Raw genomic sequence first — 16,269 nt, forward strand, 5'->3', positions numbered from 1 at the left:
CGAGGCACGCGGATAGCGCGATGGCGAGGCGCCAGGGTCTGGCAGTGGATTGCGGCACGGGACGGGCATGAGAGGTTGGCATGGCGGATGAGCAAGGCAAGCGTCTGTTGATCGGTCTGATCGATCTGGTCGGTTCGCGGCGTGATGCGCTGGCGACGCTGTTGACGGATGAGCGTTGTGCAGTGGCGGCCTGTGACAGCATTGCAACGCTGCCCAGTGGGGTCGCGGTGGTGGTGGCGCATGTCGAGGCCGTGGCCAGTCAGGAGTGGGCGCGTCTCGCCGAGTGCCTGCCCACGGTGGTCGTGGCCGAGAGTCGCGGCGATGAATGCCTGTTGCCCGCGGTGGAGGCGGGGCTGGTGGATTATCTGATCGCCCCGCGTGAGCATGGCTCGGTGTTGCGCAGTCTGCTCAAGCGGGCGGCGGAGCATCACCAGCTCGCGCATGAACACGCCAAGGCCCGCGCGCGCCTCGAGGAGCTCAACGAGCATCTCGAGACGCATCTGGCGATGCTGCGTCAGGACCAGCTGGCCGGTGGGCAGATCCAGCAACGCTTGTTGCCGGAAAGTGGGCAGAGAATCAACGGCATCCGCTATGACTACTGCCTGTCGCCCTCGTTGTATCTGTCGGGAGATTTTCTCGAGTATCAGGCGATCGATGAGCGTTTCAGTCTGTTCTATTTCGCCGATGTCTCCGGGCATGGGGCGTCTTCGGCCTTCGTGACGGTGCTGCTCAAGCTATTGTTCGCGCGTGCGATTCGCCACTGGGAGGAACATACGCCGGAAACCTTCGGTCCTGAATGGCTGGCGTTGCTCAACCGTGAGCTGCTGGACAGTGGCATCGGCAAGCACGCGACCGTGCTGTGCGGCGTGATTGACCGTGAAGCGGCCACGCTGCATTACACCCTGGGGGCCCAGCTGCCGATGCCGGTCCTGGTGACTCCGGAGGGTGGGATTCAGGTACTGGAAGGCAGCGGGCGCCCGGTAGGCCTCTTCCCAGGCACCCGCTATCCGGCGTATCGTGTGGCGCTTCCCGCGCGTTTCCGCCTGTGGCTGGCCAGTGATGGTGTGCTGGAGTGCCTGCCGGGCGAGGCGCTGGAGGAACGAACTCAAGCACTGCATCAACGGATACTGAGCAGTGAGGATGTGCAGGGATTGCGCCGCGGTCTGGCACTGGATGGTGAGCTGCCGGATGACCTTACCCTGATGACGCTGACAGGATTCCATGATGGATGAAGGACGTATCCAGGCCGTGTTCGATGACGGCCTGTTCGTGCTCAAGCTGTCGGGTGACGTACGCCTGACACTGTGTGCCACGCTGGACCAGCAGGTTCAACGCGTGGCAGCGGTCGATGGTCTGGAAAGCGTGATCATCGATCTGCGCGAAGCCACCAACATTGACTCCACTGCACTGGGCTTTCTGGCCAAGCTGGCACTGGCCGTGCGGGATCGTCTGATCCTGCCGGCCCAGGTGGTAGCGGCTCACCCTGATGTGATGACCATGCTCAAGGTCATGGGGTTCGATGAGGTGGCCAGTGTCGTGGATGCCAGTCAGCTGGCGGAGGCGGAGCAGGCCGAGCTGGACAGCTCGGGCTGTGATGACGCCACGGCGGAGGTGCCGGTCGAGGGTGGGGCAGAGGCCTCGGCGAGTCAGGAGCAGGCACTGCGCGGCCGTATTCTCGAGGCGCATCGTCTGTTGATGTGTCTCAATGGCCACAATCGCCTGCAGTTCCAGCCCTTGATCGAGCTTCTGGAGAGCGAGGAGCAGCGCCAGCCGCATTGACGATGCGGGGTATCGCCTGAACGCAAGAGCGCCTGCCGTGATTCACGGCAGGCGCTCTTCGTTGCTGCGCCAGAAACACGCCCTTGCTCGACAAGGGCGTGTTCTCGACGTCATGCTCAGTGGCTGCGCAGTTCGGCTAGCAGTGACTCGAGCTTGCGCTGATCCGCCATGAACTTGCGGATGCCTTCGCCCAGCTTCTCGGTGGCCATGGCATCTTCGTTCATGTCCCAGCGGAAGTTGGACTCGGTCAGCACTTCCGGCACGTTGCGCTCGGCATCGGCGGCCTGCAGGCGACGCGCCAGCGGGCCCGTGCTTTCGGCCAGCTCACCCAGCAGCGCCGGAGAGATGGTCAGGCGGTCGCAACCGGCCAGGGCTTCGATTTCCCCAGTGTTGCGGAAGCTGGCGCCCATCACGATGGTCTTGTAGCCGTGACCCTTGTAGTGCTCGTAGATGGCCTTGACGGACTTCACGCCCGGGTCGTTGTCGCCGCTGAAATCGGCATCCGGCTGGTTGGCCTTGTGCCAGTCGAGGATACGGCCGACGAAGGGCGATATCAGCGTCACGCCGGCATCGGCGCAGGCCTGGGCCTGGGCGAAGCTGAACAGCAGCGTCAGATTGGTACGGATGCCTTCACGCTCGAGCTTCTCGGCGGCGCGAATGCCTTCCCAGGTGGAGGCGGTCTTGATCAGGATGCGCTCCTGACCGACGCCATTGGCGGCGTAGCGCTCGATGATGCGATGCGCGCGACGGATGGTCTCGTCGGCATCGAAGGACAGGCGGGCGCTGACTTCGGTGGAGACATAGCCCGGTACCAGACCGGCGATCTCGGTGCCGATATCCACGGCCACGGCGTCCACGGCATCGTCGATGTCGGTGGCCTTGCGCGCGACCTCGGTCAGGCGCTCGCGACGCGACGGGTCCTGGGCGGCCTGCAGGATCAGCGACGGGTTGGTGGTAGCATCTGTGGGCGCGAAGCGACGAATCGCCTCGAGGTCACCGGTGTCGGCGACAACGGTGGTCATGTCCTTGAGTTGGGAGAGCTTGTCCTGTGCCATGCAAGAGTTTCCTGTACTGAGCGCGGGTCGTCCGATGACGACCTTCATGAAAAGGGAAGACGTGAAGGTCTGGGCTACGAAGCGGGAACGACATGGCCAGAGCCTCGACGATGATACTCCATCGGCCGTACCGCGGGGATGTCGTCGCTGTCGGTGTGAACATGATCACATGGATGTGACAACTTCTTCACGTTCGTTACCTCAACTGTATCAATTGTATGGCGGCGCGCCCACTGTCGCGGTCTACCGGCAGACGTGTCCGCTCATGCCTGCGACAGGCTGGCACCGAGGTGTCGGGGACCCAAGGACGGTAAGGGAGCCGGTGAGCGGGCCGATGCCGGCACCTGGGTCCATGACGTGCCGCATCGTGAAGGATTCTTCAGCAGGCGCATGATCGCGCCGTTATCGTGAAACTCTCGGGAGGGGATGTGGACAAGCGTCAAACCCGTCAGCTGGCCTTGCTGGTCGCTGCCAACACCGCACTGGCCCCCTTGGCCATCGATGCCTATCTGCCGGCATTGCCGGCCATGGCGGAAGCGCTCGACACCAGCGTCCATCATACGGAGCTGTCGCTGTCGATCTTCCTGCTCGGCTTCTCGCTGGGGCAATTGATCTTCGGGCCGCTGTCGGACCGCATCGGCCGCAAGCCGGTGTTGCTCTCCGGGATCTTCGTCTTCCTGCTGGCGAGTCTGGCGATCACCCAGGTCGACAGTCTCGAAGGCCTCTATGCGTTGCGATTCGTGCAGGCGCTGGGCGGCGGGGCCTCGGTGGTGAATTCCTCGGCGATCGTGCGTGACTGCTTCAGCGGGCGCGAGGCGGCCAAGGTGCTCTCGACCGTCGCGGTGATCATGATGCTGGCACCGCTGATCGCCCCGGCGATCGGCAGTCTGCTGCTGGGCTTGGCGGGCTGGTGGCTGATCTTCGCCTTCCTGGCCGCCTATGCCGCCTTCCTGCTGGTCGTGCTGCCTTTCCGGCTGCCGGAGACACGCCGCCATCGCGAAGCGGATGAGCCTCCGGCCAGCATCGCGCAGGTCGCTCGCGATTACGTCAGCGTGATGCGCCATGGCCCGGCGATGGGCTATGCCATTACCCAGGCGATGGGCTTCGGTGGCATGTTCGCCTTCATCACCGCCTCCCCGTATGTCTACATGGAGCACTTCGGTGTCACCGCCTCCTGGTACCCGGCGCTGTTCGGGGCCAACATCCTGTTCATGTTCACCGCCAATCGCCTCAACGTGCGCCTGCTGTCACGCATGTCGCCACCACGGCTGCTGCGCATCGGGATCGGTATCCAGCTGCTCGCGGCCTGTCTGCTGGTGCTGGCATTGGCGCTGGGGCTGGATCATCTGGCGCTGATGGCACCCTTGCTGATGCTCTTCGTCGGGGCCAACGGCATGGTCGCTCCCAATGCGATTTCTTCCGCGCTCGAGTACTTCCCCCGTATCAGTGCCACCGCCAACGCCCTGATCGGCAGCCTGCAATTCGCCAGTGGCGCCTTGATCGGCATGCTGATCGCAGGGCTGGCGATGGACAGCCTGTGGCCGATGATCCTCGGCATGCTGGGCACGGCGCTGGTCAGCAATATCCTGCTGCGCGTGTTGGCGGGGCGTCGCGCCCTGGCGCGTCATGCCGCCCCCTCGGACTGAGGGTCATTGATCACACGGCGACTCGCGATGACTGTCACACGGTTGTCATGAATGCTTGGCAAAGTGCTCCTCGTAGACAAGAAGCCAACCTCAAGGCTCATTCTTTTCGCAAGGAGTTTCAGGCATGAAGGCGTTCCTCAAGTCAGGTCTCGCAGTCGCTGTTCTCGCCGCATCCGTCGGTGCAGCAGAAGCCCGTGAACAGCTGCGCATCGTCGGCTCTTCCACGGTCTATCCGTTCTCCAGCTATGTGGCGGAAGAGCTGGGTGCCACCAGCGACTTCCCGACGCCGGTCATCGAGTCCACCGGTTCCGGTGGCGGCATGAAGCTGTTCTGTGAAGGGGTCGGGGACAGCACGCCGGACATCACCAACGCTTCCCGCCGCATGAAGACGTCCGAGTTCGAGCGCTGTGAAGAGAATGGCGTGACCGACATCACCGAAGCGATGATCGGCTTCGATGGCATCGCCTTCGCTCAGGCGGTCGGTGATGGCGACATCAACCTGACGCGTGAGCAGATCACCTTGGCGGTCGCCGCTCAGGTGCCGGTCGATGGCAAGCTGGTCGACAACCCCTACACCAAGTGGTCCGAGATCGACTCCTCCCTGCCGGATCGCAAGATCACCGTCTATGGTCCGCCTTCCACGTCCGGTACGCGTGATGCCTTCGAAGAGCTGGTGATGGAAGTCTCCACCGAAGAGATGGAAGGCTACGGCGGTGAGGGTTACACCAACATCCGTCAGGACGGCCACTACATCGCGGCGGGTGAGAACGACAACCTGATCATCCAGAAACTGGTCGAGAACACCGATGCCTTCGGTATCTTCGGCTACTCCTTCCTGGAAGAGAACGCCGACAAGGTCGTCGGTGCCTCCATCGATGGCGTCCTGCCGGAAGCCGATGCCATCTCCTCCGGTGAGTACCCGGTGTCCCGCTCGCTGTTCTACTACGTGAAGAACCAGCACAAGGATGACGTGCCGGCGCAGCAGGCCTACAACGACCTGTTCATGAGCGAGAAGATGATCGGTGAGCTGGGCTACCTGAAGGGCATCGGCCTGATTCCCTTGCCCAAGGATGAGCGTGAAGCCCTGCGTGAGCAGGTGAAGAACCGCACCAAGCTGACCCTGGCTGACCTCAAGAAGTAACTGACGCAGCTGACCCACGACGCGGCCGGTTGCCATTGGCAGCCGGCCCGTTTGCATGACGGTCCGCAGGGATATCGGACAGGCAAGTTGCCTTCACTTTGCGGATAACGCGACTCCGGGACTCGAAAGATGCAGACTCAGCAGATCTTTCTCTTCTTCATTGGCATCGTGGCGCTGTCTGGCCTGATTGCCTTCTTCGTCGGCCGAGGCAAGGCGCAGAAGGTGCGTGCCAGCGGGGCAGAGATGTACGCCCAGCCGGATCAATACGGTTGGTTCACCGCCATCTCCTGTGCCGGCCCGGCACTGCTGGTCGGACTGGCCGCCGTACTGGCGATCGCCACGGCCGGGGTATCCATCGAGGGCGCCGAGCTGCTGGCTGCCAGCCTCGTCGTCGCAGGTGTCGGCATGCTCATCGGTCTGGCGCTGGTGAAGCCTGATTTTCACGCGCGCAATGCGATCGAGACATTGATTCGTTATGTGCTGATCGGGGCGGCGATGATCTCCATCGTCACGACGTTCGGCATTCTGGCTTCCATCATCTTCGAAGCCATCCGCTTCTTCCAGATGGAAAGCTTCTGGACCTTCATCACCGGCACCACCTGGGACCCGGGCAACAGCTTCCAGCTGGCAGCCGGTCGTGGCGAGGGCGTCGAGAGCACCGCCAACTTCGGGGCGGTTCCGCTGTTCGCCGGTACCTTCATGATCACCCTGATCGCCATGCTGGTGGCCATTCCCATCGGCCTGCTGGCGGCGGTCTACATGTCGGAATTCGCCCCGGAGCGCGTGCGTACCGTGGCCAAGCCGGTGCTGGAAGTGCTCGCCGGCATCCCGACCGTCGTCTATGGCTTCTTCGCCGCCATCACCGTGGCACCGCTGATCGTCGACATCTTCTCGCCGCTGGGTATCGAGGCGTCCTATAACAATGCTCTGGCACCGGGGCTGGTCATGGGCATCATGATCATTCCCTTCATCTCCTCACTGTCGGATGACGTCATCACCTCCGTGCCGGACACCATGCGTCAGGGGTCTCTGGCGCTGGGCATGACCCAGGGCGAGACCATCCGCAATGTCATCCTGCCGGCCGCGCTGCCGGGCATCATCTCGGCGTCACTGCTGGCCATGTCGCGTGCGCTGGGCGAGACGATGATCGTGGTGATGGCGGCGGGCATGCGTCCGAATCTGACCGCCAACCCGCTGGAAGACATGACCACCGTGACGGTGCGTATCGTTGCCGCGCTGACGGGAGACCAGGAATTCGCGAGTGCCGAGACATTGTCCGCCTTCGCGCTGGGTCTGGTGCTGTTCGTCGTCACCTTGCTGCTGAACATGGTCTCGGTGGTTCTCATCCGCCGCTTCCGTGAGAAGTACAGCGCCAATAATCTGTGAGGCCGAGACAAGACATGAGCCATTCCTTCGACGATATCTCGGCCCAGCTCAAGGGCCGTCATCGCCGCACTCAGCGCCTGAAGTACATGTCCATGGCGGCGCTGGCCCTGGCGGCAACCTTCCTGGTGGTGTTCATCGGCGACATGCTGATGCGCGGCTATCCGGCCTTCCAGCAGGCGGAGCTCAAGGTACCGGTCACCTACAGCGAGCAGTCACGCGAGATTCCGCTCGCGGCGGTGGAAGAGGATGTGCGTGAGCTGGTCAGCCGCGGCTGGCTGCGTCAGCTGCCACGCGAGATGAAGGCCAACCCGGAGCTGCTGGGCCAGACCCTCGAGACCTGGGTGATCGCGGACGACCGGGTGGATCAGTACCTCAAGGGCCACAAGGCGCATCTCAAGCCCAAGCAGATCGCCGTACTGGATCGCATGGTCGAGAACGGCACGGCCGAGCTCAAGTTCAACATCAACTTCTTCACCACCGGTGATTCCAAGATGCCGGAATATGCCGGTATCTGGTCGGCGGCGATGGGCACGATCCTGACGTTGCTGGTCACTCTGGCCTTCGCCTTCCCGGTCGGCGTGCTGACCGCGGTCTACCTAGAGGAGTTCGCGCCGGACAATCGCCTCACCCAGGCAATCGAGATCAACATCAACAATCTGGCGGCGGTGCCGTCGATCCTGTTCGGTCTGCTGGGCCTGGCGATCTTCATCAACTTCTTCGGCATGCCGCGCTCGTCCCCGCTGGTCGGTGGTCTGACGCTGGGGCTGATGACGCTGCCGGTGATCATCATCACCACCCGCTCCGCGTTGCGCAGCGTGCCGGACACCATTCGTCAGGCAGCCTTCGGCGTTGGCTGCTCGCGCTGGCAGGTCGTGCGGGATCACGTTCTGCCGCTGTCATTGCCGGGTATCCTGACGGGTTCCATCATCGGTCTGGCGCAGGCGATGGGGGAAACCGCTCCCTTGATCATCGTCGGCATGGTGGCCTTCATTCCGGATGCACCGACCTCCATCACCCAGGCGGCCACCGTGCTGCCGGCCCAGATCTTCACCTGGGCAGGTGAGCCGGAACAGGCCTACGTCGAGCGGACTGCGGCGGGCATCCTGGTGCTGCTGTCAGTGCTGATCTTCCTCAACGCCGCAGCCGTCATGCTGCGCAAGAAATTCGAGCGTCGCTGGTAGGTCGGTGGATCACGTCCCGCCGAGGCGGGACGCACGACATGACCAGACCCACGACTGAACAAGGAATACGAGACATGAACAGCACCGTCGCCACCCCCGCCAAGCCTGTCGCCATGGCACGCCCCGGCACACCGATCGTGACCAACGAAGAGGCCAATCATGAGCTGGCCATCCGTGTGGAAGACCTCAACCTGTGGTACGGCGAGAAGCAGGCGCTGAAGAACATCAACATCGACATCTTCCAGAAGAATGTCACCGCGTTGATCGGGCCGTCCGGGTGCGGCAAGTCGACCTTCCTGCGCTGCCTGAATCGCATGAATGACCTGATCCGCAGCGTGCGCATCGAGGGTCTGGTCGAGATGGATGGGCGTGACGTCAATGCCCGCAACATGGATGAAGTGGCACTGCGTCGCCGTGTCGGCATGGTGTTCCAGAAGCCGAACCCGTTCCCCAAGTCCATCTATGACAACATCGCCTATGCGCCGACCATGCACGACCTGGTCAGCCGTCGTGCCGACAAGGACGATCTGGTCGAGAGCGCGCTGCGTGATGCCGGCCTGTGGGAAGAGGTGAAGGACATTCTGGATCAGCCGGGTACCTCGCTGTCCGGTGGTCAGCAGCAGCGCCTGTGCATCGCGCGTGCGATCGCGGTCAAGCCGGACGTCATCCTGATGGATGAGCCGACCTCGGCGCTGGACCCGATTTCCACCGCGACCATCGAAGACCTGATGGACAAGCTGAAGACCCAGTTCTCCATCGTGACCGTGACCCACAACATGCAGCAGGCGGCGCGTGTCGCCGATTACACCGCCTTCTTCCACATGGGCGAGCTGATCGAGTACAACGACACCAAGACGATGTTCTCCAATCCGCACACCAAGAAGGCCGAGGACTACATCACCGGTCGCTACGGCTGAGGACTGGCGCCATCTCGGCGCGAATGGTTCCCGAAGATGGCAGAAGGCCCGGATCCATGATCCGGGCCTTCTGTCGTGTCTGGCGCTTGTCATGTCAGACGTGCTGGAACGCGAGGTTGGCTCAGCCCCCGTACCCGGCTCAGCCTTCCAGTTCGACGGCGATCGCGGTGGCCTCACCGCCGCCGATGCACAGTGCCGCGATGCCGCGCTTCTTGCCGCGGCGTTCCAGCGCATTGATCAGGGTGACGATGATGCGTGATCCGGTGGAGCCCACCGGGTGACCCTGGGCGCAGGCACCCCCGAAGACATTGACCTTGTCGTGCGGGATGTCGTGGGCATCCATCGCCAGCAGTGTCACCACGGCGAAGGCCTCGTTGATCTCGAACAGATCGACATCCTCGGTGGTCCACTCCAGTCGCTTCATCAGCGAATCGATGGCCCCGATGGGGGCCAGCGTGAATTCGCTGGGGTGCTGGGAGTGGGTGCTGTGACCGAGGATACGGGCCTTGACGGCCAGGCCACGACGCTCGGCCTCATCACGTCGGGTCAGCACCAGGGCCGAGGCACCGTCAGAGATGGAGCTGGCATTGGCGGCAGTGATGGTGCCGTCCTTGGCAAATACCGGACGCAGAGTGGGAATCTTGTCGAGGTTGGCCTGGAAGGGTTGTTCATCCTGCTCGACGAGACTCTCGCCCTTGCGACTCTTGACCGTCACCGGCGCGATTTCCGGGGCGATGTCGCCGGCCTCGGTGGCGGCCATGGCGCGCTTGAGTGATTCGATGGCGAAGTCATCCATGCGCTGACGATCGTAGCCACGCGCATCGGCCACTTCCTGGGCGAACACGCCCATCAGCTTGCCGGTCTCGGCGTCTTCCAGGCCATCGAAGAACATGTGGTCCTTCAGTTCTCCATGTCCGAGGCGATAGCCGCCGCGTGCCTGGGTGAGCAGGTGCGGGGCATTGGACATCGATTCCATGCCACCCGCCAGCATGATGCGGTTGGTGCCGGCACGGATCAGGTCGTGCGCGAGCATGGTAGCTTTCATGCCGGAACCGCACAGCTTGTTGATGGTGGTCGCGCCGATGCTGTCCGGGACTCCGGCCTGGCGCATGGCCTGACGTGCCGGGCCTTGCTTGACGCCTGCCGGCAGTACGCAGCCGAAGATGCCCTCATCGATATCGGCGGGTGTCAGGCCTGAGCGTTCGATGACAGCCTTGATGGCCACGGCGGCGAGCTGCGGTGCGCTGAGGCTGGAAAGCGAGCCCTGCAATCCGCCCATCGGCGTGCGCGCCCCGGACAGGATCACGATGTCGTCAGCGGTGGTGGTGGGGCTTGGCGTGGTGCGGGAAGCGGTCGTCATGACGGTCTCCAGTGTCTTGTTATTGGAAGATCACCTGTGGCGTTCGGCGTTGTGATCACTGCGTGGCTGTGCTTTGATCCATTCAATCCCATAAACCAAGCAAGCGCTAGTTATACGATGAATGTAGCCACCGCCTCACCCCGTCGCAAGGAGCTGGTCCGCATCGCCGCCCGTCTGTTCGTGGAGGAGGGCTTCGATCGCACCACCGTTCGCATGTTGGCCCAGGAAATGGGCATCAAGTCCGGCAGCCTGTTCCATCACTTCGCTGACAAGCAGGAAATCCTGTGCGCGGTGATCGAGGAGGGCATGTTCAGCGCACTGGCCATCGCGCGTGAGCATCTCGCGCGGCTGGAAGCCGGCTCAGCCCCCGCGTCACGGCATCAGCAGGCGCGAGAGCGCTTGCTGGCATTGGCGCGGGCGCATCTGGAAACCCTGCTGACGGACCGCAATGCGCATGTCGTGGCGCTCTACGAATGGCGTCGCCTCGAGCAAGCCTCGCGGGAGCATCTCGTGCATCTGCGTGACGAGTATGAAGCCCTGTGGCGCGACGCCATCGAGGTGGCCGTCGCCGCGGGACTGCTCAAGGGAGACGCTCTGCTTCTGCGCCAGTTCATGCTGGGGGCGCTCAACTGGAGCGTACGCTGGTACCGTCCCGAGGGTGAGCGTTCCCCGGATGAGCTGGCCGAGGCGCTGGTCGACAGCCTGTGTCGTCTTCCCTGAGCGAGCGTCTGCTACACGGCGTCTGCTACACAGCGTCCGTTACACGGCGTCTGCTACACAGCGTCTGCAACTTTCGGCCAGTCGAGCGCCACAATGCTTGCCGCACGACAGGCTTGTCGCTAACTTGACGTTTACGTTAACTGTAGATGGCTGGCGCCCAGCCATCTCGATCCGCCCCGGAGCGCCACTCAGGAGCCAGTCACGCCATGACGCCAAGCGATACAACAACAAACCGCACGTCACGCGCCGCCTCTGCTGCATATGTCGCTACATCTGCCGCTACATCTGACGAACCTGCGAATTCATCCGCCATGCAACCCGCTGCCAGCCAGACGCTGAGCGAGTATCTGGAGCATTTCGACATCGATGCGTTGCGCGATGAACTCCTGACGTCCTCCGGGCAAGGGCACATGGGCAATGCCTTTGACGCCTGCATCGGTCGGCACCTGCGCGCCGGGCAGGGCGAGCGCATCGCTCTGGTCCACGAGGATGAGCATGGCAAGGTACGCACGCTCAGCTACGCCGAACTGGATCTCGAGAGTGCTCGGATGGCCACGGCGCTGGCTGCGCAGGGCGTCGGACCCGGCGAGCGCGTGGCCTGCATGCTGTCGCGTACGCCTGAGCTTCTGATCGCGCTGGCCGCCACCTGGCGGCTGGGCGCCATCTATCAGCCGCTGTTCACGGCCTTCGGAACGGATGCGCTCGCCTACCGTCTGTCACGCGCCGAGACCAGTGTCGTGATCACCGAGTCCGGTCAGCGTGCCAAGTTCAGGGCGCTTGCGAGCCATCCACCGATCATCTGCGTGCGCGGGGAAGGGGAGGCACTGGATGAGGGGGATCTGGACTGGCAGGCTCTGATGCAAAGCGAGCCCCTGGCGCAACCGCCCGTACAATTGCCGAGTGATGCGCCCTTCCTGCAGATGTTCACCTCCGGCACGGTCGGCAAGCCCAAGGGGGTGGCGGTGGCACTGAATGCGCTGCCGGCCTTCTGGCTCTATCAGCGGCTGGCAGTGGATCTGCGCCCCGGCGAGCGCTTCTGGAACATGGCCGACCCCGGCTGGGCCTACGGGCTTTACTACGGGATCACGGCACCTCTGTTGCTGGGTGCCACCACCTACTTCATGCAAGCTCCCTTCAGCGCGCAGGGCGGGCTGGACTTCCTGCAGCGCCACGCCATCGACAACTTCGCGGCGGCGCCCACGGCCTATCGGATGCTCAAGGCCTCCGGGCTCGGGGAGGGGGCCTTCGAGCGCCTGACGCTGCGCGTGGCGAGCTCGGCCGGCGAGCCGCTCAATACCGAGGTGGTGGGCTGGGTCGCCCGTGAGCTTGGCTGCACGGTGATGGATCACTACGGTCAGACCGAAGTCGGCATGGTCTGCTGCAATCATCATGCTCTGGCGCATGAGGTGGTCATCGGCAGCGTCGGCTTCCCCTTGCCCGGCTATCGCCTGGCCGTGCTGGACGCCGAATATCGGGAGCTTGCGCCCGGTGAACCGGGCGTGCTGGCGGTGGATATCGCCAATTCCCCTGCCTATTTCTTCTCCGGCTATACCTGGCAGGAGAAACAGCCCTGTGTCGGAGGCTATTACCTGACCGGGGATGTAGTCGTCGCGGAGCCTGATGGTCGCTTCACCTTCGCCGGCCGTGACGACGACATCATCACCACTTCGGGTTATCGAGTCGGCCCGGCGGATGTCGAGAACGCCATCCTTGCCCATCCCGCCGTCGCGGAGTCCGCGGCGGTCGGCAAGCCGGATGACCTGCGCGGCGAGATCATCAAGGCCTACGTGGTGCTGCGCGACGGACATGTCGGGGATGAAGCCCTCGCCGAGGCAATACGCAGCGAAGTGCGCCAGCGGCTATCAGGCCACAGCTATCCCCGCGAGATCAGCTTCGTGGACAGCCTGCCCAAGACACCCTCGGGCAAGATCCAGCGATTCCTGCTGCGCGCCGAAGCTCGAGAGGAGTGAGACCCGCGGCTGCCGCTACGCCTCTTGCGGGCTGCCGCAGGATGATCGTCATTGAACGACCCGGCAGCGGATGCGCCGGGTGCCATCTGGAGAGTCATGCATGAAGATTGCCGAGCACTGCTTCCTGATCACGGGTGCCGCCTCCGGCCTGGGGGCTGCCACAGCGGACCGTCTGGTGGCCGCCGGTGGACGCGTCGTACTGGCTGACATCTCCGAGGCCGCACGCGAGCATGCCGCGGCACTCGGTGCGTCGGCACGCTTCTGTCATTGCGATATCACCGATTCCGAGAGCGTGAGCGCGGCGCTGGATGTCGCCGAGCAGAGCTTCGGAGCCCTTCATGGCGTAATCCACTGCGCGGGCGTGGTGAGCGTCGCCAAGCTGGTGGATCGCGAGGGGGCACCGGCGCCGCTGGAAGGGTTCGAGAAGACCCTGGCCATCAATCTGAGCGGTACCTTCAACGTGGCGCGTCTCGCGGCGGCCCGCATGGCGCGCAATGTGGCCGAGGGGGAAGACGGAGAGCGCGGCATCATTCTCAACACCGCTTCGGTCGCGGCCTTCGATGGCCAGATAGGGCAATGTGCCTACAGTGCTTCCAAGGCCGGGGTGGCAGGCATGACCCTGCCGATGGCACGCGAACTGGCGCGTCACGGCATTCGTGTGATGGCGATTGCCCCTGGCGTGTTCGAGACACCGATGATGGCAGGCATTCCGGAGCCTGCTCGCGAGGCGCTGTGCGAGGCCGTTCCGTTTCCCAAGCGCCTGGGGCGGCCCGATGAATTCGCTCGCCTGGCCGAACACATCATCACCAACGGCATGCTCAATGGGGAAGTGATCCGTCTCGACGGCAGCATCCGCATGGCCTGAGCCTGCCGTCTCGCGATCACGCACGACGACCTGAAAGCAAGGAATCTCTGGGGGAGATATTGCTCGACCACATGAGTGGTCGGGCTTTTTTGTGTCCGCGTGCCACCAATGTCTCACGGCCACGATCAAACGATCGCTTGACTGACGATCGGGGTGGCGCTAATTTCAAACGAATGTTTGATAGTGGTCGGGTCGATCCCGCGAAAGGATCCCGCTGCCACGCCCCCATTCATGTGCATAGCCACCATTTCCCGCTTGAAGATGCTCGGAAGTGGCTGTGTCAGGTCATCGCCGCCGCGTCGCGACGGCACAAGGAGTACAGCATGCCGGACTATCAGGCGCCCTTGCGCGATATTCGCTTCGTGATGAATGAGCTGCTCGACTACCCCGCGCATTACGCCCGCCTGCCGGGTGGCGAAGATGCCAGTGATGACATCGTCAGCGCGATTCTCGAGGAAGGGGCACGCTTTGCCAACGAGGTGCTGACGCCGCTCAACCAGTCGGGCGATCTCGAGGGCTGTACCTTCGAGGGGGGAGAGGTGAAGGCGCCGCGTGGCTTCAAGGCCGCCTATCAGCAGTATGTCGAGGGCGGTTGGCCGAGTCTGGCAGCCTCACCGGAGCACGGTGGCCAGGGCCTGCCGCCGTCTCTGGCGATGGTGCTCTCGGAAATGGTCGCCTCCGCCAACCTCTCGTGGGGCATGTATCCGGGGTTGTCACATGGCGCGATGAACGCCCTTGAGCATCATGGCAGCGAGGTGCTCAAGCAGACCTATCTGACCAAGCTGGTCGAAGGCCGCTGGACCGGCACCATGTGTCTGACCGAACCGCACTGTGGCACGGATCTGGGGCTGATCAAGACCCGCGCCGTGCCACTGGATGACGCCGATGGCAGCAAGGGGTACGCCATCAGCGGTACCAAGATCTTCATCTCCGCCGGCGAACACGATCTCTCGGAGAACATCGTGCATCTGGTGCTGGCCAAGTTGCCGGACGCGCCGGAAGGCTCACGCGGCATCTCGCTGTTCGTGGTGCCGAAGTTCCTGCCGGATGCCAGTGGCGAGGCCGGAGACCGCAACGGTGTCAGCTGTGGCTCCATCGAGCACAAGATGGGCATTCACGGCAACGCGACCTGCGTGATGAACTTCGACTCCGCCACAGGTTTCTTGGTCGGCCCGCCGCACAAGGGGCTGGCCTGCATGTTCACCATGATGAATGCCGCGCGGCTTGGCGTGGGCATCCAGGGCGTGGCGCTGGCCGAAGCCAGCTTCCAGAATGCGCTGAGCTATGCGCGAGACCGCCTGCAGATGCGAGCTCTCTCGGGGGCCAAGGCACCGGAGAAGGTAGCCGACCCGATCATCGTGCACCCGGACGTACGGCGCATGCTGCTGACCCAGAAGGCCATCGCCGAGGGCGGACGCATGCTGGTGATGTACGCCGCCCAGCTCAATGATCTTGTCGAGAATGCGCCGGACAGCGAAGAGAAGACTCGTGCCGACACGCTGTTGGGCCTGCTGACGCCCATCGTCAAGGCCTTCCTGACCGAGACCGGCTTCGAGGCGACCAACCATGGGGTGCAGGTGTTCGGTGGCCACGGCTTCATCCAGGAGTGGGGCATGGAGCAGTTCGTGCGCGATGCGCGCATCACGCTGCTCTATGAAGGCACCACCGGTATCCAGGCGCTGGACCTGCTGGGACGCAAGATCCTGATGAGCCAGGGCGAGTCGCTCAAGGTCTTCACCAAGGAGATCCACAAGTTCTGTCAGGCCAGCGAAGGCAGCGAATTTGCCTCGCCACTTGCGGAGCTCAACCGCGAATGGGGTGAGCTGACCATGGCGGTCGGCATGGGGGCGATGCAGGACCGCGAGGCGGTCGGTGCTGCCAGTGTCGATTATCTGATGTATGCCGGTTACGTCACGCTGGGCTACCTGTGGGCGCGTGCCGGTGAGACCGCCAGAGCCGCGCTGGCATCTGGCACGGGGGACGCGACCTTCTACCAGGCCAAGCTGGATACCGCACGCTTCTACTTCCAGCGCATCCTGCCGCGTACCCAGGGGCACGCCGCGATGATTCGTGCCGGCGGCGAGACGCTGATGGCACCTGCGGTAGAGGGCTTCGGCAGCGGGTTCGAGATCTGATCTCACGTCCACACGCTGAATTCGGTCTGTTTGTCAGGCAATCATGTGCCTCCAGTCAGTGCGCTCTGACTCGGATTTCTCGGGGAGACTTCGGTCTCCCCTTTTTTGTGGCGG

The 16,269-nt window shown here is 63.5% G+C and carries 13 protein-coding genes; 11 read left to right on the forward strand and 2 right to left on the reverse strand.

Going from position 1 to position 16,269, the window contains the following annotated elements:
• Positions 1 to 80 precede the first annotated feature (80 nt).
• Positions 81 to 1,232, forward strand: coding sequence for a PP2C family protein-serine/threonine phosphatase (locus ACZYGA_RS10520; protein ID WP_084209291.1), 1,152 nt, complete (start codon positions 81 to 83; stop codon positions 1,230 to 1,232).
• Entirely contained in the window at positions 1,225 to 1,779 is a 555-nt protein-coding gene (locus ACZYGA_RS10525) for an STAS domain-containing protein (RefSeq protein ID WP_084209290.1), read from the forward strand. The genes ACZYGA_RS10520 and ACZYGA_RS10525 overlap by 8 nt, the downstream gene beginning before the upstream one ends.
• Positions 1,780 to 1,895: 116 nt before the next feature.
• On the opposite strand, the gene tal is transcribed toward ACZYGA_RS10525, so the two are convergent.
• A complete protein-coding gene (gene tal / locus ACZYGA_RS10530; protein ID WP_077379279.1) occupies positions 1,896 to 2,834 on the reverse strand; it encodes a transaldolase in 939 nt (312 codons plus the stop codon).
• Between the two features lie 428 nt (positions 2,835 to 3,262).
• Here tal and ACZYGA_RS10535 point away from each other — a divergent pair, with 428 nt between their 5' ends.
• The 5 genes from ACZYGA_RS10535 to pstB all read left to right on the forward strand — a co-directional run bounded on the left by ACZYGA_RS10535 (position 3,263) and on the right by pstB (position 9,105).
• Positions 3,263 to 4,480 (forward strand): Bcr/CflA family multidrug efflux MFS transporter, encoded by a 1,218-nt coding sequence (locus tag ACZYGA_RS10535; RefSeq protein WP_176493612.1) that lies wholly within the window; start codon positions 3,263 to 3,265, stop codon positions 4,478 to 4,480.
• Between the two features lie 124 nt (positions 4,481 to 4,604).
• Positions 4,605 to 5,621 carry a substrate-binding domain-containing protein gene (locus tag ACZYGA_RS10540; RefSeq protein ID WP_077379285.1) on the forward strand — a complete coding sequence of 339 codons (1,017 nt, stop codon included), beginning with the start codon at positions 4,605 to 4,607 and terminating at the stop codon, positions 5,619 to 5,621.
• Positions 5,622 to 5,750: 129 nt separating this feature from the next.
• Positions 5,751 to 7,007 carry a phosphate ABC transporter permease subunit PstC gene (gene pstC / locus ACZYGA_RS10545; RefSeq protein WP_077379287.1) on the forward strand — a complete coding sequence of 419 codons (1,257 nt, stop codon included), beginning with the start codon at positions 5,751 to 5,753 and terminating at the stop codon, positions 7,005 to 7,007.
• A gap of 14 nt (positions 7,008 to 7,021) precedes the next feature.
• Positions 7,022 to 8,188, forward strand: a complete 1,167-nt coding sequence (gene pstA, locus ACZYGA_RS10550) for a phosphate ABC transporter permease PstA (protein WP_077379289.1) — start codon at positions 7,022 to 7,024, stop codon at positions 8,186 to 8,188.
• Positions 8,189 to 8,301: 113 nt separating this feature from the next.
• On the forward strand, positions 8,302 to 9,105 hold the full coding sequence (gene pstB / locus ACZYGA_RS10555) for a phosphate ABC transporter ATP-binding protein PstB (protein ID WP_077379425.1): 804 nt from the start codon (positions 8,302 to 8,304) through the stop codon (positions 9,103 to 9,105).
• Positions 9,106 to 9,244: 139 nt separating this feature from the next.
• Here the strand turns inward: pstB and ACZYGA_RS10560 are convergent, their stop codons facing one another.
• On the reverse strand, positions 9,245 to 10,465 hold the full coding sequence (locus ACZYGA_RS10560; RefSeq protein WP_479399118.1) for an acetyl-CoA C-acyltransferase: 1,221 nt from the start codon (positions 10,463 to 10,465) through the stop codon (positions 9,245 to 9,247).
• Positions 10,466 to 10,582: 117 nt separating this feature from the next.
• Here ACZYGA_RS10560 and ACZYGA_RS10565 point away from each other — a divergent pair, with 117 nt between their 5' ends.
• From ACZYGA_RS10565 to ACZYGA_RS10580, 4 genes are all read left to right on the forward strand, one after another.
• The gene (locus ACZYGA_RS10565) at positions 10,583 to 11,185 is read left to right on the forward strand and encodes a TetR/AcrR family transcriptional regulator (protein ID WP_279856202.1); all 603 of its coding nucleotides are present in this window, start codon (positions 10,583 to 10,585) and stop codon (positions 11,183 to 11,185) included.
• Between the two features lie 311 nt (positions 11,186 to 11,496).
• Entirely contained in the window at positions 11,497 to 13,155 is a 1,659-nt protein-coding gene (locus ACZYGA_RS10570) for an AMP-binding protein (protein ID WP_479399120.1), read from the forward strand.
• 100 nt (positions 13,156 to 13,255) lie between these two features.
• The gene (locus ACZYGA_RS10575; RefSeq protein WP_136938983.1) at positions 13,256 to 14,020 is read left to right on the forward strand and encodes an SDR family NAD(P)-dependent oxidoreductase; all 765 of its coding nucleotides are present in this window, start codon (positions 13,256 to 13,258) and stop codon (positions 14,018 to 14,020) included.
• Between the two features lie 323 nt (positions 14,021 to 14,343).
• Positions 14,344 to 16,155, forward strand: a complete 1,812-nt coding sequence (locus ACZYGA_RS10580; RefSeq protein WP_479399122.1) for an acyl-CoA dehydrogenase C-terminal domain-containing protein — start codon at positions 14,344 to 14,346, stop codon at positions 16,153 to 16,155.
• The last annotated feature ends 114 nt before the right edge of the window (positions 16,156 to 16,269 follow it).

The sequence above is a fragment of the Cobetia sp. BL01 genome (genome assembly GCF_056493605.1).

Coding starts and splice junctions, on each gene's coding strand:
- ACZYGA_RS10520 (WP_084209291.1), top strand. CDS start 81: ATGGCGGATGAGCAAGGCAAGCGTCTGTTGATCGGTCTGATCGATCTG.
- pstC (WP_077379287.1), top strand. CDS start 5,751: ATGCAGACTCAGCAGATCTTTCTCTTCTTCATTGGCATCGTGGCGCTG.
- ACZYGA_RS10565 (WP_279856202.1), top strand. CDS start 10,583: ATGAATGTAGCCACCGCCTCACCCCGTCGCAAGGAGCTGGTCCGCATC.
- ACZYGA_RS10560 (WP_479399118.1), bottom strand. CDS start 10,465: ATGACGACCGCTTCCCGCACCACGCCAAGCCCCACCACCACCGCTGAC.
- ACZYGA_RS10540 (WP_077379285.1), top strand. CDS start 4,605: ATGAAGGCGTTCCTCAAGTCAGGTCTCGCAGTCGCTGTTCTCGCCGCA.
- ACZYGA_RS10575 (WP_136938983.1), top strand. CDS start 13,256: ATGAAGATTGCCGAGCACTGCTTCCTGATCACGGGTGCCGCCTCCGGC.
- ACZYGA_RS10525 (WP_084209290.1), top strand. CDS start 1,225: ATGGATGAAGGACGTATCCAGGCCGTGTTCGATGACGGCCTGTTCGTG.
- tal (WP_077379279.1), bottom strand. CDS start 2,834: ATGGCACAGGACAAGCTCTCCCAACTCAAGGACATGACCACCGTTGTC.
- pstB (WP_077379425.1), top strand. CDS start 8,302: ATGGCACGCCCCGGCACACCGATCGTGACCAACGAAGAGGCCAATCAT.
- ACZYGA_RS10580 (WP_479399122.1), top strand. CDS start 14,344: ATGCCGGACTATCAGGCGCCCTTGCGCGATATTCGCTTCGTGATGAAT.
- pstA (WP_077379289.1), top strand. CDS start 7,022: ATGAGCCATTCCTTCGACGATATCTCGGCCCAGCTCAAGGGCCGTCAT.
- ACZYGA_RS10570 (WP_479399120.1), top strand. CDS start 11,497: ATGCAACCCGCTGCCAGCCAGACGCTGAGCGAGTATCTGGAGCATTTC.